The 23,254-nt window shown below is 62.6% G+C and carries 28 protein-coding genes and 1 other RNA gene; 16 read left to right on the top strand and 13 right to left on the bottom strand.

All coding sequences use genetic code 11. From position 1 onward, the window contains the following. Nucleotides 1-11: 11 nt before the first annotated feature. The 3 genes from AC1D08_RS09655 to AC1D08_RS09645 all read right to left on the bottom strand — a co-directional run bounded on the left by AC1D08_RS09655 (nucleotide 12) and on the right by AC1D08_RS09645 (nucleotide 1,769). Nucleotides 12-893 (bottom strand): sigma-70 family RNA polymerase sigma factor, encoded by an 882-nt coding sequence (locus AC1D08_RS09655; RefSeq protein WP_457153420.1) that lies wholly within the window; start codon nucleotides 891-893, stop codon nucleotides 12-14. Between the two features lie 15 nt (nucleotides 894-908). Then, nucleotides 909-1,214, bottom strand: coding sequence for a hypothetical protein (locus AC1D08_RS09650; protein WP_477423013.1), 306 nt, complete (start codon nucleotides 1,212-1,214; stop codon nucleotides 909-911). Nucleotides 1,215-1,337: 123 nt separating this feature from the next. Next, nucleotides 1,338-1,769 carry a MarR family winged helix-turn-helix transcriptional regulator gene (locus tag AC1D08_RS09645; protein WP_477423011.1) on the bottom strand — a complete coding sequence of 144 codons (432 nt, stop codon included), beginning with the start codon at nucleotides 1,767-1,769 and terminating at the stop codon, nucleotides 1,338-1,340. 152 nt (nucleotides 1,770-1,921) lie between these two features. Between AC1D08_RS09645 and AC1D08_RS09640 the strand changes: the two genes are divergently transcribed. Further along, nucleotides 1,922-3,724, top strand: a complete 1,803-nt coding sequence (locus tag AC1D08_RS09640) for a chloride channel protein (protein WP_457154847.1) — start codon at nucleotides 1,922-1,924, stop codon at nucleotides 3,722-3,724. Between the two features lie 60 nt (nucleotides 3,725-3,784). Here AC1D08_RS09640 and AC1D08_RS09635 read toward each other — a convergent pair whose 3' ends face one another. The 4 genes from AC1D08_RS09635 to AC1D08_RS09620 form a co-directional block, all read right to left on the bottom strand. Next, nucleotides 3,785-4,006, bottom strand: a complete 222-nt coding sequence (locus tag AC1D08_RS09635) for a ribbon-helix-helix domain-containing protein (RefSeq protein WP_095087089.1) — start codon at nucleotides 4,004-4,006, stop codon at nucleotides 3,785-3,787. 20 nt (nucleotides 4,007-4,026) lie between these two features. Further along, a complete protein-coding gene (locus tag AC1D08_RS09630; protein ID WP_457152853.1) occupies nucleotides 4,027-4,272 on the bottom strand; it encodes a DUF4169 family protein in 246 nt (81 codons plus the stop codon). A gap of 15 nt (nucleotides 4,273-4,287) precedes the next feature. Then, nucleotides 4,288-4,830: an SspB family protein gene (locus AC1D08_RS09625; RefSeq protein ID WP_477423009.1), complete on the bottom strand. Its 543-nt coding sequence runs from the start codon at nucleotides 4,828-4,830 to the stop codon at nucleotides 4,288-4,290. A 118-nt stretch (nucleotides 4,831-4,948) separates the two neighbouring features. Beyond that, a complete protein-coding gene (locus AC1D08_RS09620) occupies nucleotides 4,949-5,638 on the bottom strand; it encodes a TetR/AcrR family transcriptional regulator (protein ID WP_457152855.1) in 690 nt (229 codons plus the stop codon). A gap of 189 nt (nucleotides 5,639-5,827) precedes the next feature. Between AC1D08_RS09620 and AC1D08_RS09615 the strand changes: the two genes are divergently transcribed. Continuing rightward, on the top strand, nucleotides 5,828-7,033 hold the full coding sequence (locus AC1D08_RS09615) for a multidrug effflux MFS transporter (RefSeq protein WP_457152856.1): 1,206 nt from the start codon (nucleotides 5,828-5,830) through the stop codon (nucleotides 7,031-7,033). 42 nt (nucleotides 7,034-7,075) lie between these two features. Here AC1D08_RS09615 and AC1D08_RS09610 read toward each other — a convergent pair whose 3' ends face one another. Both AC1D08_RS09610 and ssrA read right to left on the bottom strand, forming a co-directional pair. After that, nucleotides 7,076-7,627 (bottom strand): AAA family ATPase, encoded by a 552-nt coding sequence (locus AC1D08_RS09610; protein WP_457152857.1) that lies wholly within the window; start codon nucleotides 7,625-7,627, stop codon nucleotides 7,076-7,078. Between the two features lie 113 nt (nucleotides 7,628-7,740). Then, nucleotides 7,741-8,100: a transfer-messenger RNA gene (ssrA, locus tag AC1D08_RS09605) on the bottom strand. 169 nt (nucleotides 8,101-8,269) lie between these two features. Between ssrA and AC1D08_RS09600 the strand changes: the two genes are divergently transcribed. Together AC1D08_RS09600 and AC1D08_RS09595 are read left to right on the top strand one after the other, a co-directional pair. Beyond that, complete coding sequence (locus tag AC1D08_RS09600) at nucleotides 8,270-8,581, top strand: DUF2853 family protein (RefSeq protein WP_095087099.1); 312 nt, start codon at nucleotides 8,270-8,272, stop codon at nucleotides 8,579-8,581. A 216-nt stretch (nucleotides 8,582-8,797) separates the two neighbouring features. Then, nucleotides 8,798-9,592, top strand: a complete 795-nt coding sequence (locus AC1D08_RS09595; protein ID WP_457152858.1) for a thymidylate synthase — start codon at nucleotides 8,798-8,800, stop codon at nucleotides 9,590-9,592. Nucleotides 9,593-9,630: 38 nt separating this feature from the next. On the opposite strand, the gene AC1D08_RS09590 is transcribed toward AC1D08_RS09595, so the two are convergent. Next, nucleotides 9,631-9,837: a TOBE domain-containing protein gene (locus AC1D08_RS09590; protein WP_095087103.1), complete on the bottom strand. Its 207-nt coding sequence runs from the start codon at nucleotides 9,835-9,837 to the stop codon at nucleotides 9,631-9,633. A gap of 149 nt (nucleotides 9,838-9,986) precedes the next feature. On the opposite strand from AC1D08_RS09590, the gene modA reads away from it, so the two are divergent. The 5 genes from modA to AC1D08_RS09565 all read left to right on the top strand — a co-directional run bounded on the left by modA (nucleotide 9,987) and on the right by AC1D08_RS09565 (nucleotide 14,186). Then, the gene (gene modA, locus AC1D08_RS09585) at nucleotides 9,987-10,781 is read left to right on the top strand and encodes a molybdate ABC transporter substrate-binding protein (RefSeq protein ID WP_457152859.1); all 795 of its coding nucleotides are present in this window, start codon (nucleotides 9,987-9,989) and stop codon (nucleotides 10,779-10,781) included. A gap of 16 nt (nucleotides 10,782-10,797) precedes the next feature. Next, nucleotides 10,798-11,502 (top strand): molybdate ABC transporter permease subunit, encoded by a 705-nt coding sequence (modB, locus tag AC1D08_RS09580; protein WP_477423007.1) that lies wholly within the window; start codon nucleotides 10,798-10,800, stop codon nucleotides 11,500-11,502. Further along, on the top strand, nucleotides 11,499-12,611 hold the full coding sequence (modC, locus tag AC1D08_RS09575) for a molybdenum ABC transporter ATP-binding protein (RefSeq protein ID WP_457152861.1): 1,113 nt from the start codon (nucleotides 11,499-11,501) through the stop codon (nucleotides 12,609-12,611). The genes modB and modC overlap by 4 nt, the downstream gene beginning before the upstream one ends. Before the next feature lie 81 nt (nucleotides 12,612-12,692). Then, nucleotides 12,693-13,034: a winged helix-turn-helix domain-containing protein gene (locus AC1D08_RS09570; protein WP_095087111.1), complete on the top strand. Its 342-nt coding sequence runs from the start codon at nucleotides 12,693-12,695 to the stop codon at nucleotides 13,032-13,034. A 399-nt stretch (nucleotides 13,035-13,433) separates the two neighbouring features. Further along, nucleotides 13,434-14,186, top strand: a complete 753-nt coding sequence (locus AC1D08_RS09565) for a methyltransferase domain-containing protein (RefSeq protein ID WP_477423005.1) — start codon at nucleotides 13,434-13,436, stop codon at nucleotides 14,184-14,186. Between the two features lie 32 nt (nucleotides 14,187-14,218). Here the strand turns inward: AC1D08_RS09565 and cobF are convergent, their stop codons facing one another. Then, on the bottom strand, nucleotides 14,219-14,998 hold the full coding sequence (gene cobF, locus AC1D08_RS09560; protein WP_457153340.1) for a precorrin-6A synthase (deacetylating): 780 nt from the start codon (nucleotides 14,996-14,998) through the stop codon (nucleotides 14,219-14,221). A gap of 131 nt (nucleotides 14,999-15,129) precedes the next feature. Here cobF and AC1D08_RS09555 point away from each other — a divergent pair, with 131 nt between their 5' ends. The 6 genes from AC1D08_RS09555 to AC1D08_RS09530 all read left to right on the top strand — a co-directional run bounded on the left by AC1D08_RS09555 (nucleotide 15,130) and on the right by AC1D08_RS09530 (nucleotide 20,799). Then, the gene (locus AC1D08_RS09555; RefSeq protein WP_457153339.1) at nucleotides 15,130-16,146 is read left to right on the top strand and encodes a DUF4424 domain-containing protein; all 1,017 of its coding nucleotides are present in this window, start codon (nucleotides 15,130-15,132) and stop codon (nucleotides 16,144-16,146) included. Beyond that, nucleotides 16,146-16,664, top strand: a complete 519-nt coding sequence (locus AC1D08_RS09550; protein WP_457153338.1) for a dihydrofolate reductase — start codon at nucleotides 16,146-16,148, stop codon at nucleotides 16,662-16,664. The genes AC1D08_RS09555 and AC1D08_RS09550 overlap by 1 nt, the downstream gene beginning before the upstream one ends. Nucleotides 16,665-16,814: 150 nt before the next feature. Next, nucleotides 16,815-17,927, top strand: a complete 1,113-nt coding sequence (gene hflK / locus AC1D08_RS09545; RefSeq protein ID WP_095087121.1) for an FtsH protease activity modulator HflK — start codon at nucleotides 16,815-16,817, stop codon at nucleotides 17,925-17,927. Further along, nucleotides 17,927-18,895 carry a protease modulator HflC gene (gene hflC / locus AC1D08_RS09540; RefSeq protein ID WP_095087123.1) on the top strand — a complete coding sequence of 323 codons (969 nt, stop codon included), beginning with the start codon at nucleotides 17,927-17,929 and terminating at the stop codon, nucleotides 18,893-18,895. The genes hflK and hflC overlap by 1 nt, the downstream gene beginning before the upstream one ends. A gap of 6 nt (nucleotides 18,896-18,901) precedes the next feature. Further along, nucleotides 18,902-19,090, top strand: a complete 189-nt coding sequence (locus AC1D08_RS09535; protein ID WP_095087125.1) for a DUF2065 domain-containing protein — start codon at nucleotides 18,902-18,904, stop codon at nucleotides 19,088-19,090. Nucleotides 19,091-19,281: 191 nt separating this feature from the next. After that, the gene (locus AC1D08_RS09530) at nucleotides 19,282-20,799 is read left to right on the top strand and encodes a DegQ family serine endoprotease (RefSeq protein WP_457153337.1); all 1,518 of its coding nucleotides are present in this window, start codon (nucleotides 19,282-19,284) and stop codon (nucleotides 20,797-20,799) included. Nucleotides 20,800-20,847: 48 nt separating this feature from the next. Here the strand turns inward: AC1D08_RS09530 and AC1D08_RS09525 are convergent, their stop codons facing one another. Next, nucleotides 20,848-21,420, bottom strand: coding sequence for a GNAT family N-acetyltransferase (locus tag AC1D08_RS09525; RefSeq protein WP_477227043.1), 573 nt, complete (start codon nucleotides 21,418-21,420; stop codon nucleotides 20,848-20,850). After that, nucleotides 21,417-22,304 carry a phosphoserine phosphatase SerB gene (gene serB / locus AC1D08_RS09520; RefSeq protein WP_457154868.1) on the bottom strand — a complete coding sequence of 296 codons (888 nt, stop codon included), beginning with the start codon at nucleotides 22,302-22,304 and terminating at the stop codon, nucleotides 21,417-21,419. The genes AC1D08_RS09525 and serB overlap by 4 nt, the downstream gene beginning before the upstream one ends. Between serB and miaA the strand changes: the two genes are divergently transcribed. Next, on the top strand, nucleotides 22,294-23,238 hold the full coding sequence (gene miaA / locus AC1D08_RS09515; RefSeq protein ID WP_457154869.1) for a tRNA (adenosine(37)-N6)-dimethylallyltransferase MiaA: 945 nt from the start codon (nucleotides 22,294-22,296) through the stop codon (nucleotides 23,236-23,238). The genes serB and miaA overlap by 11 nt on opposite strands. The last annotated feature ends 16 nt before the right edge of the window (nucleotides 23,239-23,254 follow it).

The following is a 23,254-nucleotide window of genomic DNA, read 5'->3' as shown; positions in this document are numbered from 1 at the left end:
GAACAATTGCCTCAGAGGACGGACATCTCGGCGCTGTCCGCAACGTAGCGAGCGTGACGAAAATCGCGAATGGCGGCAAGCCTGCCCGCCTGCCATCCCAGCAGCACGAAGTAGGAAGGCCGCACCGTCGGGTCACTTGGATCGCAGACAAGGACTGCCGGCCTGCCTTCGACGAAGCCCGGCACGAAACGCCAATCCTGGACCGACGAATAATTGCGGAAGTAGGTGCCCACTTGCCCGCGGCCATTCAGCCGCGCCCTGGCCACCAGTTCCAGCCGCACCTCGTCGGCCAGCATGTCGCGCACCGCATCGAAATCGCGGGCGTTGAAGCGATCGATGTAAGCGTCGAGGAGCAGGCGTTCGGACGCACTCAGCCTGGGGGAAGGGCGATCCTCGGGTTCATCGGCGAGCTGGCGCAGGCGGCCGCGGCCACGATGCAGCGCCGCCTTGATGGCCGGAATGCTGGTGTCGAGCATGGCGCTGATCTCCTGCAGCGAATAGCCCAGGACGTCCATCATGATGATGCTGCTTCGCTGTGCGACGGGAAGGCGCATGAAGGTGTGCAGGCCGGCGGCCGCGGCCTGACGATCGACGGTGGGGTTGGCCGGGTCGACGATCATGTCCGGATCCTCATCGGAAAAGGCCTTTTCACGGGCGCGACGGCGCAGAAAATCAAGCGCCGCATTGTGGGCGATGCGGAACAGCCAACCTTCCGGATTCGCTATCGGGCCGGTGTTGGGCAGGGCTTCGAACGCCTTGGCCAGGGCTTCCTGGAGCACGTCTTCACCGTCGATGGCCGAGCCCGTCATGCGGGCGCAGTAGCGGTGCAGCTTGGGGCGCAATTCCCCGAACAGGCGATCGAAGGGATCGCGGATATCGCCAGGGATGTTCATGCGCCTCTATCCCGATTACTCGCCCAGCATCCGATAGCTGCCCACGACGGTCATTTCCTCACGTTGTGGGCGTTCAATGCAACGGTCGCGGATGCCGTTCTGAAAGGCCTCGAATGCCGCAAGCCCGGTGATGAGTTCGGCATGGGCATCAGTTTCCGTTTCGACCAGATGGACAAAGGTCCCGTCGCCGGCCCGCAAGGTCATATAGCGAACGCCGTCCGGAGATTTATCGCTCAGTTCCTGGAATACGGCCTTGATCAGCCGCTCGTTCTCATCGGCCAGCTCCGGCTTGGTCTTGTAGCGTATCAGGTGGCGTTTCATCGTGATTGTTCCTTGAATCGTGTTTCGCCTTGCCGGCCCACTCCTGTCGAGACGTTCCCGGGAAGCCCAAGGATTCAGGGTGCCAGGAATAATTTGCTGCCGTGCCGCAACGATGCCGGCGCGTCACTCGCGGACGAGCAGGCGCTTGAGCATGGGTTCGATGCGTGACAGCTCGTCGAGATGTGCTGCCGACAGCTCGGCCAGGCAATCGTCGGCGCGTTCGGTCAGCCGCAGCAGCACGCGGCGATGGTCATCCTTGTCCTGATTCCTTGCCACCAGTCCTGCCTCGCAAAGGCGGTTGACCAGCTCGACGGCGCTGTGATGACGAATGCGCAGGCGCTCCGCCAGATCGCCAACCGTCACCGGTCCGCCGCCCGGGAATCCCTTGATTGCAAGCAACGCCTGATGCTGGCGCGGCGTCAGGCCGGCGTCTTCCGCCTGGATCTGGCTGAATTCGAGGAAGCGGCGGATCAGGTAGCGAAATTCGGACAGCCGCTGGTAGTCGGACTGCTTGATGGCGGGGCGTGGTTTCTGCGGCTGCGTCATACCAGACATTTGTTCGTTTTCCGGGAAAGCTCAAACGGATTTCGAGCAAAACCGACTTGAATATTTATATCGTGTTACGATACATAGCCAACCGACAAAGCCGGCTGGCCGCCTCGACCATGCCGCGAGATACGGCTCGCCGCCAGAAAGCAAAGTCCGTCATGAAGCCCAATCACTCCAATCCCAGTCATCTCAGGGATTTCACCACCGATGCCAGGGTGCTGCTCGTCGCCGCCATCGCCGTGGTGGTGGCGACGGCGGGGCTGTTTGCCGGCATCGCGCTTTTGAAACTGATCCGGCTTGCCACCAACATTGCCTATTTTGGCCAGTTCACGCTTGCCGATCTGAAGCTGCAGGACACGCCGCTTGGTTATGCCTCGGTCGTCGTCCCGGTGATCGGCGCGCTGATCATCGGGGTGATGGCGCGCTTCGGCAGCGAGAAGATCCGCGGCCACGGTATTCCGGAGGCCATCGAGGCGATCCTGCTCGGGCGCTCGAGGCTCGACGCCAAGGTTGCAATCCTGAAGCCGCTGTCGTCGGCGATTTCGATCGGCTCGGGCGGCCCGTTCGGGGCCGAGGGCCCGATCATCATGACAGGCGGCGCGATCGGCTCGCTGATCGCACAAATGCTGCCGGTCACCGACAATGAGCGCAAGACGCTGCTGGTGGCAGGTGCGGCGGCCGGCATGACCACGGTCTTCGGCACACCGATCGCGGCCATCATGCTGGCGGTCGAACTGCTGCTTTTCGAATGGACCCCGCGTAGCTTCATTCCCGTGGCGGTCGCGGCAATCATTGCCGAGGTCGAGCGCACCATCCTGCATCTGCCCGGGCCGATCTTTCCGTTTCAGGGCGGCATGGAGGTGTCCTTCATCGGCCTTGCCGGCTGGGTCTCGATCGGTGTTGCGGCCGGCCTGTTGTCGGGGCTGCTGACGCAGATGGTCTATGCCTGCGAGGACGGCTTCCAGAAGCTGCCCATTCACTGGATGTGGTGGCCGATGCTGGGTGGCCTGGTGGTCGGCATAGGCGGACTGATCGAGCCGCAGGCGCTCGGCGTCGGCTATGACAACATCACCGACATGCTGGATGGCCGCACGGTCGCCACCGCGGCCCTCGTCCTCCTGGTGGTGAAGGCCATCATCTGGTCGGTGGCGCTTGGTTCGGGAACGTCCGGGGGCGTGCTGGCACCGCTGCTGATCATGGGCGGGGCGATGGGAGCGGTGCTCGCCGGCGTTCTGCCCGCGGCCGATCCGGGCTTCTGGGCGCTGCTGGCGATGGCCGCGACCATGGGCGGCACGATGCGGGCGCCGTTGACCGCAACCTTCTTTGCCGTCGAGCTGACCGGCAACACGCACATGCTGGTGCCGCTGATCGCGGCCTGCGCGGCGGCACATGCCGTCACCGTGCTCTTGATGAAGCGTTCGATCCTGACCGAGAAGATCGCCAGAAGGGGACACCATCTGGTTCGCGAATACCGTGTCGATCCCTTCGCCCTGACCAGGGTGCGCGAGGTGATGACCTCTCAGGTCGAGAGCGTACCTGCTGCGATGACGCTGCATGGCGCGGCGGCATTCCTGACGGCGCCGGAAACGCGGCATCCAAGTTTTCCCGTCGTCGACGAGAACGGGCATGTGCTCGGTCTCATCGATCCGCCGGCAATCCTGCGCTGGAGACGCGCCGGCACGCACCGCACCACGACGCTTGGCGAGCTGCTGGCCGGCAGCAAGATTACGCTGGCCTATCCAGATGAGTATCTTGAGGGTCTCTCCGACAAGCTGCTCCTGGCCAACGTCTCCCATCTGCCTGTCGTCACCCGCGAGGGCCTGCAGCTGGTCGGTTATGTCGGCTGGAAGGATCTGATGCGCGTGCGGTCGAGGAAACAGGCCGAGGAACGCGATCGCTCGACCCTGCTTGCCTTCGGCACCAGACGCAGGAAAAAGACGGACGCGGTCGAGAGCCTCTAGAAGCAATTCCAGGAAAAGTGCGAGACAGTTTTCCGTCCGAAATTGCGTAAAGTCAAAGATTTAGCCGGCGCCGCGCTTTGCCCACTGCAGGACAAAGAGCCGGAGAGCCGAAGACAGGTTGGTGTCGCGGGGCCGCGTCTCGTCGACTTCGGCGACAAGAGCGGCGAGCGTCAGCTTCCTGGTCGCCGCGATCCCGACGAGATCGTCATAGAAGGGCTTTTCCAGCGAATAGCTGGTGCGGTGACCGCGAATGGTCACCGAGCGCTTTTCGACGGCGCTCACGGCGGAGTGCTCATTTTGCTCTAAGCATCGGATTCATCCTGAAGCCGCCGCGCACCTTTTTGTCCGATGCTCTGGTTGTCCTTATCGCCAAAGGGTTCGCGACGGTGGCCAGCGACGAATTTGTCGCTCTTGTCGGCGATCATGCGGTCGCGTTCCTTTTCGGCCTTGGAACGACCGTGCAGGGCCCGGTTCTGTTCGGCGACGTGCAGTTTCTCGTCCCGCGCCTTCTGCTTGCGGGCCTGGCGGAGGTTGACGATGTCGGCCATGGCGCGAACCGTGGATTATTTCTTGCGGAAGGCGTCGAGCGAGACCACTTCGGCGCCCTTGGTGGCGGCGTCGGCAGTGGCGGGCTTCTTCTCCGACTCGGCGGCGGCGGCCTTCTTCTCGGCCTTCGGCTTTTTCTCGGAGACGATGGTCAGCGGCTCGGGCGAGGCTTCAGCGGCTAGTTCCTCGGCTGCCAGACCGTCCGTCTTGACGTCGAATTCGAGTTCGAAATTGACCGAAGGATCATAGAAGCCGCGCACGGCCGAGAAGGGGATTTCGAGTTTCTCCGGCACGTCGGAGAAGGACAGGCCGACCTCGAAGCCCGTGTCGGTCACCTTCAGGTCCCAATACTGGAACTGGATGACGATGGTCATCTGCTCCGGATAGCGCTCGCGCAGCCGCGACGACACGCGCACGCCCGGCGCGCCGGTCAGAAAGGTGATGAAGAAGTGGTGGTTGCCGGGGAGGCCGGTGCGCGCGACTTCGGCCAGGACCTTGCGCATGACGCCGCGCAACGCCTCCTGGGCGAGAATGTCGTAGCGGATGTGGTCGTCGGCCATGTGGCGGTCGGGTTCCGTTGAATCGTCCGCATAGCTGTAATCAAGCTTGAGCGCGGCGTAAACCGCATATAGATCACCTCCGCACCGAGACGAGGACTATTGCCGACGATTTGATCGCTCAGGCGCTGGCCAGCGCGGCCTGCTTTTCAACCGATGCGACGGACCGGCGCTTGCCAAACGCACGCAGGAAGGTGCGCACGCCATTGGTCGCCGACTGGAGCACCTGGTCTTCGCGCGGCGTGCCGCCGAGCATGAAGGTCGTTTGCAGTTCGGCATTGACGAGGCCGAGAAACTGACGCGCCGCCACATCGGGATCCTCGATCGCGAGGTAACCGCCATAAGCCAGCCGCGCGAAGCGGGCGGCGATTGCCGGCCAGGTTCTGCCTGGGCCCTGTTCCAGCCATTCTGCAAACAGTTCGGGATAGCGCTCGCCTTCGGTCTGGATCAGCTTGCGCAGGAATTTTCCGTCGCGGTTGCAGATGCAGTTCTGGTTCAAGCGCACGGCAAAGCCGATCAGATCGGCTTCGAGGTCCTTGGGTTGATCGGGGAAGGTGGCGATGGTGGCGAAAATGCCGGTATTGCAGCGCTCGGTCAGATCGCGCACCACGGCGACGAACAATTTTTCCTTGTCGCCATGATGGTTATAGACGGTCTGGCGTGAGACGCCGGCCTCGACCGCGATCAAGTCGATGTTGGCGCCGGCATAACCTTCGCGACAGAAGACTCCAGCTGCGGCGTCGACGATCGATATGCGCTTGGCCTCATGGCCGCGTGGCGGGAAAGTGTCAGGAGAAACGTGCAGCTTCATAGAAATCTATATAGAGGTGATTGACGAATTAGACAAGAGTGTCTAAATTTGTGGACACAATACGAAGAGATTTGGCTCCGGAGAGACGAAGAGAATTCGCTCTTGGAGAGTCGGAATTTCAGGGGATGGAACGTCCTTGGGTTACCCGCCGGCCCGCGGCGGCAACCAGATTCGAAAGAAGCCTTTATCATGAGTCCCAAATTCCTCCGCATCGCGGTCGTGCTCGGCTTGTTGTCCGCCATCGGCCCGTTCGCCATCGACATGTATCTGCCCGCGCTGCCTTCGATCGGCGCGGATCTGCACGCCGGCACCGCCGCCGTGCAGATGAGCCTGTTGATCTTCTTCCTGTCGATGGGTTTTGGCCAAATCGTCGTTGGGCCGATCTCCGACATGGTTGGCCGCAAGCTGCCGCTCTACGGCGGCCTTGCGCTGTTCATGATTGGCGGCATCGGTTCGGCAATGGCGCCGACCATCGAATGGCTGATCGCTTTCCGCTTCCTGCAGGGCCTTGGCGCGAGCGCCGGCATGGCCATTCCACGCGCCATCGTGCGTGACCTGCACACAGGCAATGAGGCTGCCAAGCTGATGTCGCTGCTGATGCTGGTGTTTTCGGTGTCGCCGATCCTGGCGCCGCTGACCGGCAGCCAGATCATCGAGAATTTCGGCTGGCGCGCGGTGTTCTGGACGGTGACGGGTGCGGCAGTGCTTGCCACCATCCTGTTGGCGACTTCGCTCAAGGAGACGCGGCCGGTGGAAGACCGCGCCGGTTCCTCCTTTGCAACCGCGCTTTCCGGTTACCGCTTCCTGATGGGTGATCGCAACTTCCTCGGTCTGGTGGCAATCGCCGGTTTCGGCATTGCGAGCTTCTTCGTCTATCTGTCGAGCTCGTCGTTCATCCTGATCGACCACTACGGGCTTTCGCCTTCGGTCTACAGCGTGTTCTTCTCGATCAATGCGGTCGCCTTCATCGGCATGTCGCAGCTGACGGGTCTGCTGGCCGAGCGCTTCGGGCTGCGGCGCGTTGTGCGTGTCGCAGTGACTGGCTACGCCACGACGATGGTGGTGCTGTTCGCGGTGATGGCCACAGGCATCGACCGGCTCGACGTGATGGCGGCGCTGTTGTTCGTCGGCTACGGCTTCCTCGGCCTGGTTATCCCGACCACCTCCGTGCTGGCCATGGAAGAGCATGGCCAGATCGCCGGCACGGCTTCGGCATTGATGGGCACGCTGCACTTCGCCATCGGTGCGGTGGCCATGGGCGTCGCCGGGGTGTTCTTCGACGGTACGCCGCTGCCGATGGTGGCTGGCATCACGCTCTGTGCGGTCATCTCCTTCACGCTGGCCAAGGTCACGCTCGGCCGCTCGCGCGAAGCTGTTGAGGCGCCGGCGGAATAAACAATTACAATCCACGAAAAGGCCGGGCTCGCCCGGCCTTTTTTATCTCAAACCTGCCTCGGCCAGCACAAATCGCAGCCGGACCTCGATCGGCGCCAATGGCAGCGGGACCAGCTCATAACCCAGTTCCGAATAGACGCCGACCAGCGCATGATAGGTGCGCTCGGCCTCGTCGAGCGTCTGCTTTCTCTCGGCATCCTGCGTGAAGATGTCAGGCCATGGCGGAGCAATGAAGACGCGGCCGGCATAGCGGAAGCGTTCGGCGGCATGCATGACGTGCTCGGGAACGGGCAGGTCGGTCAGGCGCAGATAACCAAGCGTGTCCGGTACGCCGCGATCAAAAAAGACCGGGCCTGAGTGTTCGCACGCGACCTGATGGGAGCGCATCTCCCACGACAGCATCAACTCTGCGAACAGCGCGCGATCGTGCCAGGGCAGGGCGGTCCCGCCTATGGCGGACTGGTCGCGGATGATGGCGCGGCCGGCTTCGACCGCAGTGGCGAAGCCGGCCCGGCGCAAGGCTTCGATCAAAGTGGTCTTGCCGGAGCCGGGACCACCGGTCAGCACGAAGAATCGATCTGAATCGTTTTGCATCTTTTGTCCATGGAGACGGCACGCGGTGCTGCGCCCTTCGCGGCCATGGCGGTGCAAAGGGGCTGATCAGCCGAAGCTGTCGTTGCGCGTGAGGCGTATTGAAAGAGGGGAGAAGTGGAGGTTTCTGTTGCCAGGTACCTCCGAACCCCGCCTAGAAGTGCGAACCTCTAGGACTTGAATTGAAGCTATCGCACCGCATTAAGCAGCGAGACGTGCTTCCGCATAGTTGTCGTTGGCAACTATAAGTTTAGCCCGATGACGGTGGTACAATGCCGGGCAAAAGTACGATCTTTACACCTTCGTCGATCCTATTTCGCCCCCAGCAAAAACCGCCTTGTCTCGGCAGCGGCTTTTGGTGGAGGCGCCGGGTACCGCCCCCGGGTCCGAACGGCTTATTTCATCGCCCATTTATCGCCATAGTCGGTCAAGCCGACAAAACGAATATAGGGGCCGATGGTGGAAAATGAAAGGCCGCAATGGCACTTTGTCCCCATGCCAAAACCGCATTGCCAAGGGTTGACTTGGGCGCGGTCTCAACCGAAGCTTTGCAACGGTGAGGAGTTACCGACCTAGCGCACAGGTTGCAGCAGCGCGCCACAGCCCTCATCGATCAGATTCGTGGCGCCGACGAGGGGAATTCTGATGGCCGACTATCTTGCAGACGTGAAGAAATACGACGCCGCGGCAAGCGCCGACGTGGTCGACAAGATCGTGAAGCATCTGGGCATTGCGCTCAGGAACCGCGATTCCTCGCTGGTGTCCTGCACCGACCCGAAGGAGCTCGACCGCGTCAAGGCCGGCTGGGTGTCAAAAAAGCTTGGCATATCAGACGACAAGAAGGCTGATGCGTCGATCGAAAAGGTCTGCAAGGCGATGGCCGCCGACAACACCAAGAACCGGGTGACTTTCTACTATCTGGTCGCCAAGGACCTGGGCAAACTCGGCTCCCTCTGACGGTCGCGCGACCGACGTTGCAAGAAGGGCGCCGACGTTGCTGCCGGCTTCTTTCTCCCCGTCGCTATACGCGGAGAAATGCCCGGCAGGGCAATGAGGGGCGGCGCAGACGCCTGCAAAAGAGTGATGGAGCAAGCAACGCTTGCGCCGCTTTGTAGTGTTCGGCCTCCTGTCCGTCGGCTATGATGGCAGGACAACCGAATCGAGCCGGAACCGATGCGCCAATATCTTGACCTCTTGCAGCATGTGCTGGACAACGGCGCCGATCGCGGCGACCGCACCGGCACTGGTACGCGCTCCGTGTTTGGCTACCAGATGCGTTTCGATCTGGCGCGCGGCTTTCCCGTCACCACCACCAAGAAGCTGCACTTGAAGTCGATCATCCATGAACTGCTGTGGTTCCTGGCCGGCGACACCAACATCAAATACCTCACCGACCATGGCGTTTCGATCTGGGACGAATGGGCCGACGAGAATCGTGATCTCGGCCCGGTCTACGGCAAGCAATGGCGCTCGTGGCCGGATGGCCATGGCGGTTCCATCGACCAGATAGCAAATCTCTTGAAAGAGATACGCCGCAATCCTCAATCGCGGCGGCTGATCGTTTCAGCCTGGAACCCGGCCGAAGTGGAAGCCATGGCGCTGCCGCCATGCCACTGCCTGTTCCAGTTCTATGTTTCCGAGGGCCGGCTTTCTTGCCAGCTCTACCAGCGCTCCGCCGATATCTTCCTCGGCGTGCCGTTCAACATCGCTTCCTACGCGCTGCTGACGTTGATGGTGGCGCAGGTGACCGGGCTGAAGCCAGGTGATTTCGTTCATACGCTCGGTGACGCGCATCTCTACGCGAACCATTTCGAACAGGCGCGCGAACAATTGCAGCGCACGCCAAGGGCGCTGCCGACAATGTGGATCAATCCGGAGGTGAAGGACCTGTTCGCCTTCCGCTTCGAGGATTTCCGGTTGGAAAACTACGTCGCCGATGCGACTATCAAGGCGCCGATCGCGGTCTAAGTCCCGCCGATCGGCTTACCCTCGAAATCAGGCACCGATCAGTCGATGCCGACCATCACATCCGAAGCCTTGATCACGGCATAGGCCTGCTTGCCCTTTTCGAGCTTAAGATCGGCGACGGCCTCGTTGGTGATCGAAGCGGTGACGACGGCGCCGCCAATGTCGATCCTGACATGCGAGGTGGTGGCTCCCTTGACGATCTCGGTGATCGTTCCCTTGAGGATATTGCGGGCGCTGATCTTCATCGGAGTTTCCTTTTCCAGGGCTTCTTTGCCCGTCTTACCAGAACAATCGATGTCGCACAGGGGTACAGGGCCTTCCCTTGTTATATTCATGCGGATATATCGGTGGCAGGCTTCGAGCCGATCGGATTTCAAACCCAGGGGAGTTTTCCATGACGCGCAAAGGTTTCGGATTGAGAGCGATCGCCATTGGTGGTTTTGCCGCGACGCTGATGGCGGCAGTGCCGGCCGCTCATGCGGAAGACAAGGTGGTGGTGTTTGCCGCGGCCAGCCTCAAGGACGCGCTCGACGCAGTGAACAAGGCATGCGAGGCCGATGTCGGCGAGGCCGCGACTGTCTCCTACGCCGCAAGCTCGGCGCTGGCCAAGCAGATCGAGGGCGGCGCACCTGCCGACGTCTTCATTTCGGCCGACCTCGACTGGATGAAATATCTCTCCGACAAGAAGCTGACCAAGCCGGACACCGAAGTGAAGCTGCTCGGCAACGAGATCGTGCTGGTGGCGCCGAAGGACTCGACGGTTGAAACCAAGATCGAGAAGGGTTTTGGCCTTGCCAAGCTGATTGGCGACGGCAAGCTGGCCATGGGCGACTTCAAGGCTGTGCCGGCCGGCAAATACGGCAAGGCCGCGCTTGAATCGCTCGGTGTCTGGTCGTCGGTCGAAGGCAAAGTGGCGCAGGCCGAGAATGTGCGCGCGGCGCTCAAGCTGGTTTCGACCGGCGAAGCCGCCCTCGGCATCGTCTACGCCACCGACGCGCACGCCGAAAAGGGCGTCAAGGTGGTCGGCACCTTCCCGGAGGATTCGCATCCGCCGATCATCTATCCGGTTGCCCAGACCGCCGATTCGAAGGACAAGGATACGCCGGCTTTCCTGAAATGCCTGCAGTCGGCCAAGGCTGGTGCGCTGTTCAAGGAGCAGGGATTTACTGTCCTGACGCCGAGCAATTGAGGTACGAAACCAACGCATGAACTGGCTGCTGGACCTCACTCCCGACGAATGGAATGCGGTCCGGCTGTCGATCAAGGTGGCGACAGTGGCGATGCTCGCCAGCCTGCCGCCGGGCATATTGATCGCGATGCTGCTTGCCCGAGGACAATTCTGGGGCAAGACGCTGCTCAACGGCCTGGTCCATCTGCCGCTGATTCTGCCGCCGGTGGTGACGGGCTATCTGCTGCTGCTGACCTTCGGCAAGCGAGGGCCGGCCGGCGCCTTCCTGGCCGAGCATTTTGGCATCGTCTTTTCGTTTCGCTGGACGGGTGCGGCGCTCGCTTGCGGCGTCATGGGCTTTCCCCTGATGGTGCGCGCGATCCGGCTGTCGATCGAGGCGGTTGACCGCAAGATGGAAGCGGCGGCGGGAACGCTCGGCGCAAATCCCTACTGGGTGTTCGCCACCATCACGCTGCCGCTGATCCTGCCCGGATTGATCGCCGGCGCCATCCTGGCTTTTGCCAAGGCGATGGGCGAGTTCGGCGCGACCATCACCTTCGTGTCCAACATCCCCAACGAGACTCAGACACTGCCGTCGGCGATCTATACCTTCACGCAAGTGCCGGGCGGTGACGAAGGCGCGCTCAGGCTGACGCTGATCTCCATTGTCATCTCGATGGCCGCACTGGTCGCTTCGGAGGTGCTGGCACGGCGTGTCGGACGGCGGATGGACATTGAATGACCGTCCTTGTCGACATCAGCCATCGCCTCGGCGATTTCAGCCTCGATGTTCGCTTCGAGAGCGCCGGGCGGCTGACGGCGTTGTTCGGACCCTCCGGGTCCGGCAAGACGACGCTGATCGACATGATCGCCGGGCTGATCCGGCCCGACAAAGGGCGCATCGAGGTCGATGGCCGCGTGCTGGTCGACACCGGCGCTGGCATTTTCGTGCCGAAGCACAAGCGCCGCATCGGCATGGTGTTCCAGGATGCACGCCTGTTTCCGCATATGAGCGTGGCCAGCAATTTGCGCTATGGCCGCTGGTTCTCGCCGGCAACGGAGCGCTACGCCGAGATGGATGCCGTTGTCGAATTGCTCGGCATTGGCCCGCTGCTGGACAGGCGCCCGGCAAAGCTCTCGGGCGGCGAGAAGCAGCGCGTGGCGATCGGCCGGGCGTTGCTGGCCAGCCCCAGATTGCTGCTCATGGACGAACCGCTGGCCTCGCTCGACGAGGCGCGCAAGGCCGAGATCCTGCCCTATGTCGAGCGGCTGCGCGACGAGACGAAAATTCCGATCGTCTATGTCAGCCATTCGGTTGCCGAGGTGGCACGGCTGGCCACCGACGTGGTGACGCTGTCGCAAGGCCATGTCATCGCGAGCGGACCGACCGAGGCGGTGATGCAAAGGCTCGACCTGCTGCCGGCGGAGGAGCGCGCCGAGGGCGGCGCCGTGCTGGACACGAAGGTGCTGCACCATGACGAGGTTTTCGGCATGACCGTGCTCGGCTCGGCCGCCGGCGAGATCCGGGTGCCGCGGCTGGCGATGACGACAGGGGCGCGTGTCCGCATCCGCATCCGCGCCCGCGACGTGATGATCGCAACGGAGAAACCGACAGGCCTCAGCGCGCTCAACATTCTGCCGGGCACCATTGTCGCCATCAGCCCGGGCGAGGGCGCGACAGTCGAGGTCGGCATCGACTGCAACGGCGCAACCGTGCTTGCCCGCATCACCGAGCAGTCGCGGCAGGGGCTGAAGCTTCGGCTCGGCGGCAAGGTTTTCGCGGTGGTCAAGACGGTGAGTTTCGACCGGGCAAACACCGGCGCCGGCCTGCCCGTCGAAGTGGACGGCTGACCATCGCTATGTTTTTTTGGAATAGCGGTATCGCTGAGGAGCTTCTAGTATGGCATCGGGCGTGACCGCGGAGGAGCAAAGATGCCGTCGCTGAGCTTGCGGATAAATCTCGACCCCGACGGGCGCATCGGACCGGGTAAGATCGAGCTTCTCGAGCAGATCGCCGCCTTCGGCTCGATCTCTGCCGCCGCGCGTGGCATGGAAATGTCCTACAAGCACGCCTGGGACCTGGTCGAGGACATGAACCGGGTGTTCGGCAAGCCGCTGGTCGCGGCGCAGACCGGCGGTCGCAAGGGCGGCGGCGCGCAACTGACGGCGGTGGGGCTTGCGGTTGTCAGCCGCTTTCGCGCCATCGAGCGCGCGGCTGCGGCTGCGGCTGCGACGCATATGGAGGCATTGCAGGCTGAAATCGACGCCGGGTGAGAGCTGCCGAGCGGAAGATGGGACGCCCAGTTCACGGCGCCAACCAGAGGCCGACAGCGCGGTGCCAACAACATCATCGCAACGGTTGCTTTGTGCGCTCGCGGGCCAGTTGTCCGGCTCCGGATTCTTGGTTAGAATTGGCACCTCTTGGTTAGACGACACGTTGATGCACAGCAGATCGGCCCCCTGAGCACTCCATACATCGAGGAAACTGAGGCCATGATCTTGGAAACAGCGCAGCACTAGCAACAACTCAACACGAAGAGGCGCTGCGCGATGAGGGTACTGCTTCGGCTTACCTATGTCTGGCGGCTATTGCCTCGCGCAATGCGGGCTCGGCTTGCCTCGCTTCCCCTGTTGAGAAGACTGCTGCCGCTGCTCAGGCGCGGGCTAATTCGAATGGACGCCGGCCCCACAGAGTTTCACCGAAACGACCTGACTGCCCTTGTCGGACGCAAATCAGCCCTTGAGATCGGGCCTTTCACCAACCCAACGCTTCGGGGTCCAAACGTCAGATATCTCGACGTCTTGGACAAGCAGGGCCTGATCAAGAGGGCGGATGCGGTCGGCTACCCATACTCCACCGCCCCTGTGGATATCGACTATGTCTCCAGCACCGGCGATTTGGGTATCGTCGCCGAGACGTTTGACTTCTGCCTGAGCAGTCACTGCATCGAGCATCAGCCGGATCTGATCCACCATCTGAGACAGGTCGAGAGGATTCTCGTGCCGACAGGCAGATACCTCCTGATTGTACCGGACAAGCGCTATTGCTTCGATCACTTCATTCCAGAGAGCTCAATTGCAGATTTCATCAACGCTCGGGGCAACAGCGTTCACTGCGTAAAGAGCGTCATCGAACACAGAGCACTGATCACGCACAATGACGCTGCCCGTCATTGGGCCGGAGATCATGGGCTGCCGGTTTATCGGCAGAATATTGCTGCCGTCTCCGTGGCCATGAGCGAATATGACAATTCCGGCGGGGCATACGTCGATGTTCACGCGTGGCAATTTACGCCGCAAAGCTTCCGCGACGGCATAGAGGCACTTTCCAATCTCGGTCTCATCGGGCTGGATGTCGAGCAAGTCTATGCCACGCCGCACAACAACTTTGAATTCTGCGCAATTTTGAAACGACGGCAGGCGTAGGTCGTTAGGTTTGGACCTTCGGTTCCTGAAAATTACCGATCGTCCTGCGGCTCACCAGGCTTGCGCAGCAGATACGTATCCATGATCCAGCCCTTCTGCAGACGGGCTTCCTCGCGGACCCTTTCGATCTCCGGGCCGACATCGCCGATCCGGCCCGAGAGAATAATCTCGTCCGCTGTGCCGAGATAGGCGCCCCAATAGATAGCGACATCCTTGTCGGCAAGCGTGTTGAACGCGCATTTTCCATCCAGCATGACGACGGTGCTGCCGGCATTGTCGGCCAGGCCCTCCTGGGAGAGGCGGCGGCCGGTGGTGACGAGGACGGAATCGCCAATGCGGTTCAGCGCCATTTTGTGGCTGGCGGCAAGCGCCTGGATAGCGGTGATGCCTGGAATGACCTCCAGTTCGAACGCGACATTGCCTCTCAGGCGCACGCGCTCGAGGATTCGCAGCGCGCTGTCGTAGAGCGAGGGATCGCCCCAGATCAGAAAGGCGCCGCAGCCATCCTGCGCAATCTCGTCGCGGATCAGGGCTTCGTAGATGGCGGCAATGGCCTCGTGCCAGTCGTCGACCGTCGAGCGGTAGGAGGGCGCCGGCTCGGCGCGCACCGGCACGTCGAATTCGACGCGGCGCGACTTCGGGTTGGTGACGAAGCGATCGCAGATCTGGCGGCGCAGGTCGGCAAGGTCGTTCTTTTTCGCGCCCTTGTCGGGGATGAACAGCACGTCGGCGCGGTTGAGGCCGTTTATGGCCTGAACGGTCATGTGGTCTGGATTGCCGGCGCCGATGCCGATGACGAGAAGCTTGCGCATGGAACGATCTCCTGCCCGATCGAAACCTGTTAGTCCAGAGCGTCATGGCGCGCCCGCGGATGCGGAAGGGCTTTGAAACGCCACATTGAAACGGCTAGGGTCGTGTCGGCATTCTAGCCGAGGGGGCTTCCATGTTGCGATACGTCCTGACCGCCGTGCTGGCGCTTTCAGCCGCGCCTGCATTCGCCAATGATTCGGTTGCCGAGCTCGGCACCGGCGGCCTGATCCTGTCGCGCAGCGATGCCGTGTCGATGCAAAGCGAGGACCTCTTCATCTCGCCGCAAAAGGTGACGGTCGACTACGTCTTCCACAACAACACCGACAAGGATGTCGACGCGATGGTCGCTTTCCCGATGCCCGACATTTCTGGCGATCCCGAGGAGATGCCGGCGATCCCTGAAAATCAGAGCGACAATTTTCTCGGCTTCGAGGTGACGATCGACGGAGTCGCCGCCAAGCCCCAGCTCGAGCAGAAGGTGTTCGCGCTCGGCATCGACATCGGTGCCGATCTGAAGGCTCAGAATGTGCCGTTCAACCCGTTCGGCGACGAGGCGAAGGCCGCATTGGCAAAGCTGCCGCAAGCGGTGGCCGACGATTGGGTCAACCGCGGCATCATCATCGAGGACACGATTGACGACAGCCCCGGCGCGAAACCCAACTACGCGCCGTTCTGGCAATTGCGGTCGACCTACTGGTGGCGCTCGACCTTTCCGGCCAACAAGGACGTTCATGTCTCGCACCGTTACAAGCCGAGCGTCGGCGGCACGTCTTCGGTCAGCTTTTACTTCGACGGCAAGTTCCAGGGCCAATACGCCAGCTACAAGACGCGTTACTGCATGGACGACACCTTCGAGAACGCGGTGCGCAAGGCGGCGAAGGATGGTCCAGACGGCTATCCCCAGTACAACGAAAGCCGCATCGCCTATATCCTGACCACCGGCGGCAACTGGGCGGCGGGCACCATCGGCAAGTTCAAGCTGACCGTCGACAAGGTCAATCCGAAAGCGCTGGTCTCGTTCTGCGGCGACAATGTCAAAAAGGTCGGGCCGACGACGTTCGAGATGACGGCAGACGATTTCTATCCCGAGCACGACATCGACATCCTGCTTCTCGATCCGACGGCCAGCAATGGCGGGGAGGCCAACTGATGCATGTCGCGATTTATGTTGCCATTGCCGAGAACGGCGTGATCGGGCGGGATGGCGGGCTGCCCTGGCGGCTGTCCACCGATCTCAAGCGCTTCAGGGCCGACACGATGGGCAAGCCGATCATCATGGGCCGCAAGACCTTTGAAGGCATCGGCCGGCCACTGCCGGGCAGACTGAACATCGTGGTCACCCGCGACAAGGCCTGGCGCGCCGAGGGTATCGAGGTGGCGCATTCACTCGAAGCCGCGATCCAACTGGCGACGGTGCGCGGGCGCTGCATGGTCGGTGTGGACGAGGTCTGCGTCATCGGGGGCGGCGAAATCTACGCCCAGGCGCTGCCGCTGGCCGACCGGCTGCACGTCACCCATGTGCTGGCAGCGGTCGACGGCGATGCGCATTTCCCGCCGATCGATCCCAATTCCTGGCGTATGGTCAGCTCACAGGAGATTCCGGCGGGGGAAAAGGACAGCCACGCGACGCGCTATTCGGTTTACGAGCGCCGCCGCGACGTGCATTGAAAGACGACAAAGGGTCGCGACCGGGCCAAATCGGACGAAGTCGGCAACGCATCGCGTTGAAAGCGTCTCGTGGCGTCCCTATAGAAGAACGATACTGGATTTCGCGCCATAATTCCGGCGCTTGAGGGAATTCCATGCGAAAGGACATTCATGCCCTGGAACGATAAAAGCGGCGGCGGCGGCCCATGGGGCGGCGGCGGCAACAATCAGGGACCCTGGGGGCAGGGACCAAAGGGACCGAGCGGCCCGCAGGGCTCGCCTCCCGATCTGGAAGACATCATCCGCCGCGGCCAGGACAGGCTACGGCGCGCGCTGCCGGGTGGCGGTGGCGCAAGCCCGGCTATTTTCGCGCTGATCGCGGCAGCATTAGTGGTGCTGTGGGCGTTCCAAGCGGTTTACACCGTGCAGCCCGACGAGGTCGCGGTTGAACTGCGCTTCGGCAAGCCGAAGGCCGAACTGTCGCAGCCCGGCCTGCATTTCCATTGGTGGCCGCTCGAAACCGTAGAGACGGCCAAGATTTCCGAACAGCTCGTCGATATTGGCGGCGGCAACACCAGCGGCAACGGGTTGATGCTTTCAGGCGACCAGAACATCGTCAATGTCCAGTTCTCGGTAGCCTATCAGGTCTCCGACCCCCGGGCCTATCTGTTCGACGTCTCCGATCCCGACGGCATGCTGCGGCAGGTTGCCGAAAGCGCCATGCGCGAAGCCGTCGGCCGCCGGCCGGCGCAGGACATCTTCCGCGATGACCGCCAGGGCATCGCCGCCTCGGTTCGCGAGATCATCCAGACCACGCTGGATGGCTACAAGGCCGGCCTCAACGTCAATGCCGTCTCGATCGAGGATGCAGCACCGCCACGCGAGGTGGCCGATGCGTTCGACGAGGTGCAGCGTGCCGAGCAGGACGAGGACAAGTTCGTCGAGCAGGCCAACCAGTACTCCAACCAGAAGCTCGGCCAGGCGCGCGGCGAGGCCGCACAGGTTCGCGAAGACGCGGCCGCCTACAAGAACCGGGTCGTGCAGGAAGCCGAAGGTGAGGCGCAGCGCTTCATCTCCGTCTATGACGAATATGCCAAGGCGCCGGATGTGACACGCAAGCGCCTCTATCTGGAAACCATGGAGAGAGTTCTGAAGGATTCGAACAAGGTGATCGTCGAGCAGGGCAACGGGCAAGGGGTCGTTCCCTATCTGCCGCTGCCGGCATTGCAGCCGAAGGCGCCGGCACCGGCCGCCCCTGCTGCCGTTACGGGAGGTAACCAGTAATGGCCAATCGTCTCCCCATCATCGTCGTCGCCGTGGCGATCATCCTGTTCCTGCTCTATTCGTCGGTCTTCGTGGTCAATGCGCGCCAGCAGGCGCTGGTCCTCAGGTTCGGCGAGATCGTCGACGTCAAGAGCGAACCCGGCATCTACTTCAAGGCGCCGTTCTCGTTCTTCGACGCCGATACGGTGCAGCTGATCGAGAACCGTGTGCTGCGCTTCGACCTCGACAACATCCGCGTCCAGGTGTCGGGCGGCAAGTTCTATGAGGTCGATGCCTTCATCGCCTATCGCATCTCGGATCCGCGCGTCTTCCGTGCCGCCGTGTCCGGCCAGATCGAACTGGCCGAAGCCCGGCTCAGGACGCGTCTCGACGCTGCCTTGCGCCGTGTCTACGGTCTGCGCGATTTCGAGGCCGCGCTCTCCGAACAGCGCGCCGTGATGATGCGCGAAGTCCGCGATCAGCTCCGGCCCGACGCCACGTCGCTCGGCCTGCAGATCGAGGATGTGCGCATTCGCCGTACCGATCTCACCGCGGAAGTCTCGCAGCAGACATACGACCGCATGAAGGCCGAACGCTTGGCAGAAGCTGCGCGGCTGAGGGCACGCGGCAACGAAGCGGCACAGCGCATCACGGCTCGCGCCGATCGCGAAGTGGTCGAGATCGTTGCCGAAGCGCGCAAAGAGTCGGAAATCCTGCGAGGCGAGGGCGAAGCCCAGCGCAGCGCCACCTTCGCGGAAGCGTATAAGCGCGACCCGGCCTTCTTCGATTTCTATCGGTCGATGAACGCCTATGGCACGGCGCTGGACAACACCGGGACGACCATGGTGCTGTCGCCGAACTCCGAGTTCTTCCGGTTCTTCCGCGATCCTGATGGCAAGGAGGCGCCGGCGAAGCCGGTTTCACCGGCACCTGCCGCGCCTGCGACGGCACCTGCCGCGCCGGCGGCACAGCCCAGCACCAGCCCGTAGCGGCAGGTGCAGGACTTTCTCGCCGCCATGGGCCTTGTCCTTGTGATAGAAGGTCTGGTCTATGGCGGCTTTCCAGGCCTTGCCAGGAAGCTCGCCACTGAAGTGCTGTCGCTGCCCGAGAATGCGTTGCGGATCGCCGGGCTGGCGGCGATTGCCATCGGTGTCGGCATCGTCTGGCTGGTGCGGAGCGGGTGAGGGCGGCGAGCTTCGATCTCGGGATACGAGCTTCGATCCCGGGGGATACGAGCTTCGACCCCGGGATAACGGATGATTTATCCTCTGCCGATAGTCATAGCCGCAAACGTGCCGTATTTTTTGCCAACATGGCGCGACGCGGCGTTTTCGTCGAAGCGCTTTTCTTTTCAAGAATACCGGGAGGCTTCTCGATGACATCCAATACCCTTTTGCGCGCGGCACGGCGGACGCTCATCGCCGGTGCGGCAGCCCTTCTTGTCAGCGCCGTCGCTGCCCCGTCCTTCGTGACGCCGACATTGGCCGCCGACGGCCCTGCTTCGGTCGCCGACCTGGCGCAAGGCCTGCTCGGCGCGGTGGTCAACATCTCGACCTCTCAGACTGTGAAGGGTACGGAAGGTCCGGGCGCGGTGCCGATGCCGCAGTTGCCCGAGGGTTCGCCTTTCCAGGATTTCTTCGACGATTTCTTCAAGAACCGTGGCGGCGACAAGGACAATGGCGGGCAGAAAGTGCAGTCGCTGGGTTCCGGCTTCGTCATCGACGCGGAGCAAGGCATCGTCGTCACCAACAACCACGTGATCGCCGATGCCGACGACATCGAGGTCAATTTCTCGGACGGCATCACCTTGAAGGCGACGCTGGTCGGCACCGACACCAAGACCGATGTCGCGGTGCTGAAGGTCGACCCGAAGGGCCACAAGCTGACGGCGGTGAAGTTCGGCGATTCCACCAAGATGCGCGTCGGCGACTGGGTCATGGCGATCGGCAATCCGTTCGGCCTCGGTGGCACGGTGACGGTCGGCATCGTTTCGGCCCGCAACCGCGACATCAATTCCGGCCCCTATGACGATTTCATCCAGACCGACGCCGCGATCAACCGCGGCAATTCCGGCGGTCCGCTGTTCAACAGCGCCGGCGAGGTCATTGGCATCAACACCGCGATCATTTCGCCGTCGGGCGGTTCGATCGGCATCGGCTTCTCCATCCCCTCGCAACTCGCCTCCGGCGTCGTTGACCAGTTGCGCCAGTTCGGCGAGACCCGGCGCGGCTGGCTCGGCGTGCGCATCCAGCCGGTGACCGACGACATTGCCGAAAGCCTCGGCATGGCGACTGCCAAGGGCGCGCTGGTCGCCGGCGTCATCAAGGGCGGCCCGGTCGACAACGGCACCATTCAGGCCGGCGATGTCATCCTCAAATTCGACGGCAAGGACATCCATGAAATGCGCGACCTGCCGCGCGTGGTCGCCGAGAGCCCGGTCGGCAAGGCGGTCGACGTGCTGATCGTGCGCAAGGGCGTCGAGCAGACCGTGAAGGTGACGCTCGGCCGGCTCGAAGATGGCGAAAAGCTGGCCAGCGGCGAGGACGGCAGCAACACCGACCAGAACAAGGGCGACAAGGCTCCGGCCGTCTCGACGGCTTCGGTGCTTGGCATGACCGTCGGCGAACTGAACGACGAAACGCGCAAGAAGTTCAGCATTGCCGCCGATGTCTCCGGCGTCGTCATCACCGATGTCACCAAGGATTCGGCTGCCGCCGAACGCGGCATCCAGCCGGGCGAGGTGATCACCGAGATCGCACAGGAATCGGTCGCCACGCCCAAGGATGTCATGGACCGGATTGGCGCCTTGAAGGAGCAAGGGCGCAAGAACGCGCTGCTGATGCTGGCGTCGAAGACCGGCGAGCTCAGGTTCGTGACGATCCGGATGGACTGAAGTCCGGAAAGGCTTGTAGTGCCCTGATTTTGAGACGAAAAAAGGCGGCTATTGGGCCGCCTTTTTTCTTGCCTGCCAGTCCTCGCGCGACAATCTGTAGAGGACATGCCGCTTGAGCGCCGGGTGGCTGTCAGGGACGTCCGGATGGTCGAAGTCGCCAGCCGGGTCGACCCTCATGCCGAGGCGTTTCATGACGGCGGTGGAGCGATGGTTTTCGTAAACCGCGAAAGACACGATTTCGTCCAGGTCGAGCGTTTCGAAACCGTGGGCGAGCCAGGCCTCGGCCGCCTCGGTGACGTAGCCCTTGCCCCAGAATTCCGGAGCGAGACGCCAGCCTATCTCGATCGTGCCGGCGGGCAGGACGTCGATGTCTTCCGTCCCGGTTATCCCGACAAAGCCGATGCACTCGCCCGTGGCCGCAATCTCGGTCGCGGCGAAGCCATAGCCGTCCTCATCAACCCAGGCGCGGACCTCGTCCATCTTAGCGTCCGCCTCCGCGCGGGTGCGGCGGAACGGAAAGAATTCCATGACCAGTTCGTCGGAATTGATCCGGTGGAACAGTTCGCGATCGCGATCTTCCCAGTTGCGCAGGATCAGGCGCTCGGTACGCATTGGTTTCATTGCACAAACTCTTCCTGTCTGTAGCCCTGCACATAGAGCAATGCTGTCAGGTCGCCATGGTCGATGCGAACCGTTGCCTGTGCCGCCACCGTCGGCTTGGCATGGAGGGCGACACCGGTGCCAGCCAGCCGGATCATGTCGAGATCATTGGCGCCGTCGCCGACAGCAATGGCGTCAGTCGGCGTCAGGCCGAGGCGTGTGGAAATCTCGATCAGCGCATCGGCCTTGGCGGCGCGGCCGAGTATCGGTTCGCCAACCAGCCCGGTGAAGCGGCCGTCCTGTTCGAGCAGGCGATTGGCGCGGTTCTCCTGGAAGCCAAGCATGGCCGCGATGCGCGTCGTGAAGACCTCGAACCCGCCGGACACCAGCGCCGTCCAGGCGCCATGGGCCCGCATGGTTCGCACCAGCGCGCCGCCGCCCGAGGCCAGAGTCAGGCGATTGGCGACGATGCGGTCGACCACGGCGGCGTCGAGGCCCTTCAACAACGCCACCCGCTCGCGCAAGGCCGGTTCAAACGCGATCTCTCCATTCATCGATCGCGCGGTGATGGCGGCGACATGATCCTTGACGCCGATCTCGTCGGCCAGTTCGTCGATGCATTCCTGGTCGATCATGGTCGAATCCATGTCGGCGATGAGGATCTTCTTGCGGCGCGTTTCCGCCGGCTGGACGATCACGTCGACCGGTTCGGTGGCGAGTGCTGCACGCAGGGCGGCACTTATATCGCCGGCGTTAGCCTCTTTCGGCAAGGCAAGATCGCAGGCAATCCCGTCGGCAAGCCAGACAACAGCGCTTGCGCCGACCGACCGTGACGCCATATTCGCAAGCGACTGCGACAATACGCGATCGGCGGGACGGGAAACAAGCGTGGCGATGAGCGGCATGGACGATTCCGGCGGACAGGCGGGCAAAGGCCGCGTGAAGGACGCGATCCTGATAGCCGGGCCGACCGCCAGCGGCAAGTCGGCCCTTGCGCTCGATCTGGCCGGGCGCAAGGGCGCCGTCATCGTCAACACCGATTCCATGCAGGGCTATTCGGTGCTCGACGTGCTGACGGCCCGGCCGGGGGTCACCGACCTCGCCCGCGCGCCGCATTTTCTCTATGGCCATGTCCACCCAGCTACAGCCTATTCCACCGGCGCCTGGCTGCGCGACGTGATGAAGCTGATCGACGACGGTACGCTCTCCGGACAGCCAGTTATTTTTGTCGGTGGTACCGGGCTCTACTTCCGTGCGCTCGCCGAGGGCATTTCGGAAATGCCCGACATTCCGCAGCGAATTCGTGACCGCTGGCGCTATGAGTTGAAGGAGCAGGGCGCCGTCAAGCTGCACAGCGTGCTGCTGCGCCAGGATTCTGCGGCTGCCATGATGCTGAAGCCGACCGACAGCCAGCGCATCGTGCGGGCACTGGAGGTGCTCGATGCGTCGGGCCGTTCGATCCGGGAATGGCAGGCGGAACGCGGCCGGCCGCTCATCGACAGGCAGAGCGCGCGTTTCTTGGTCATCGAGCCGGACCGGGCGGCGCTGGTCGACCGCATCGAAAAGCGCTTCGACCAGATGCTGGACAAGGGGGCACTGGACGAGGTCAAGCGGCTATCGGCGCTCGGCCTCGACCCCGAATTGCCGGCGATGAAAGCGATCGGTGTTCGCGAACTGCAGGCCGCGATGGCTGGAGAGATTGGCTTTCCCGAGGCGATCGAGCGCGCCAAGATTGCAACCAGGCAATATGCCAAGCGGCAAACGACCTGGTTCAGGCACCAATTGGGCTCGGAATGGCAAAAATTGCGGCCCGGTGACGATCTGGAAACCACGATTTGATCGCCTGTTTCCATTG

This window comes from Mesorhizobium sp. P2_E6 (assembly GCF_056403835.1).
Note: the sequence above shows the minus strand (reverse complement) of the source record. Positions and strands in the feature narration are given on the sequence as shown.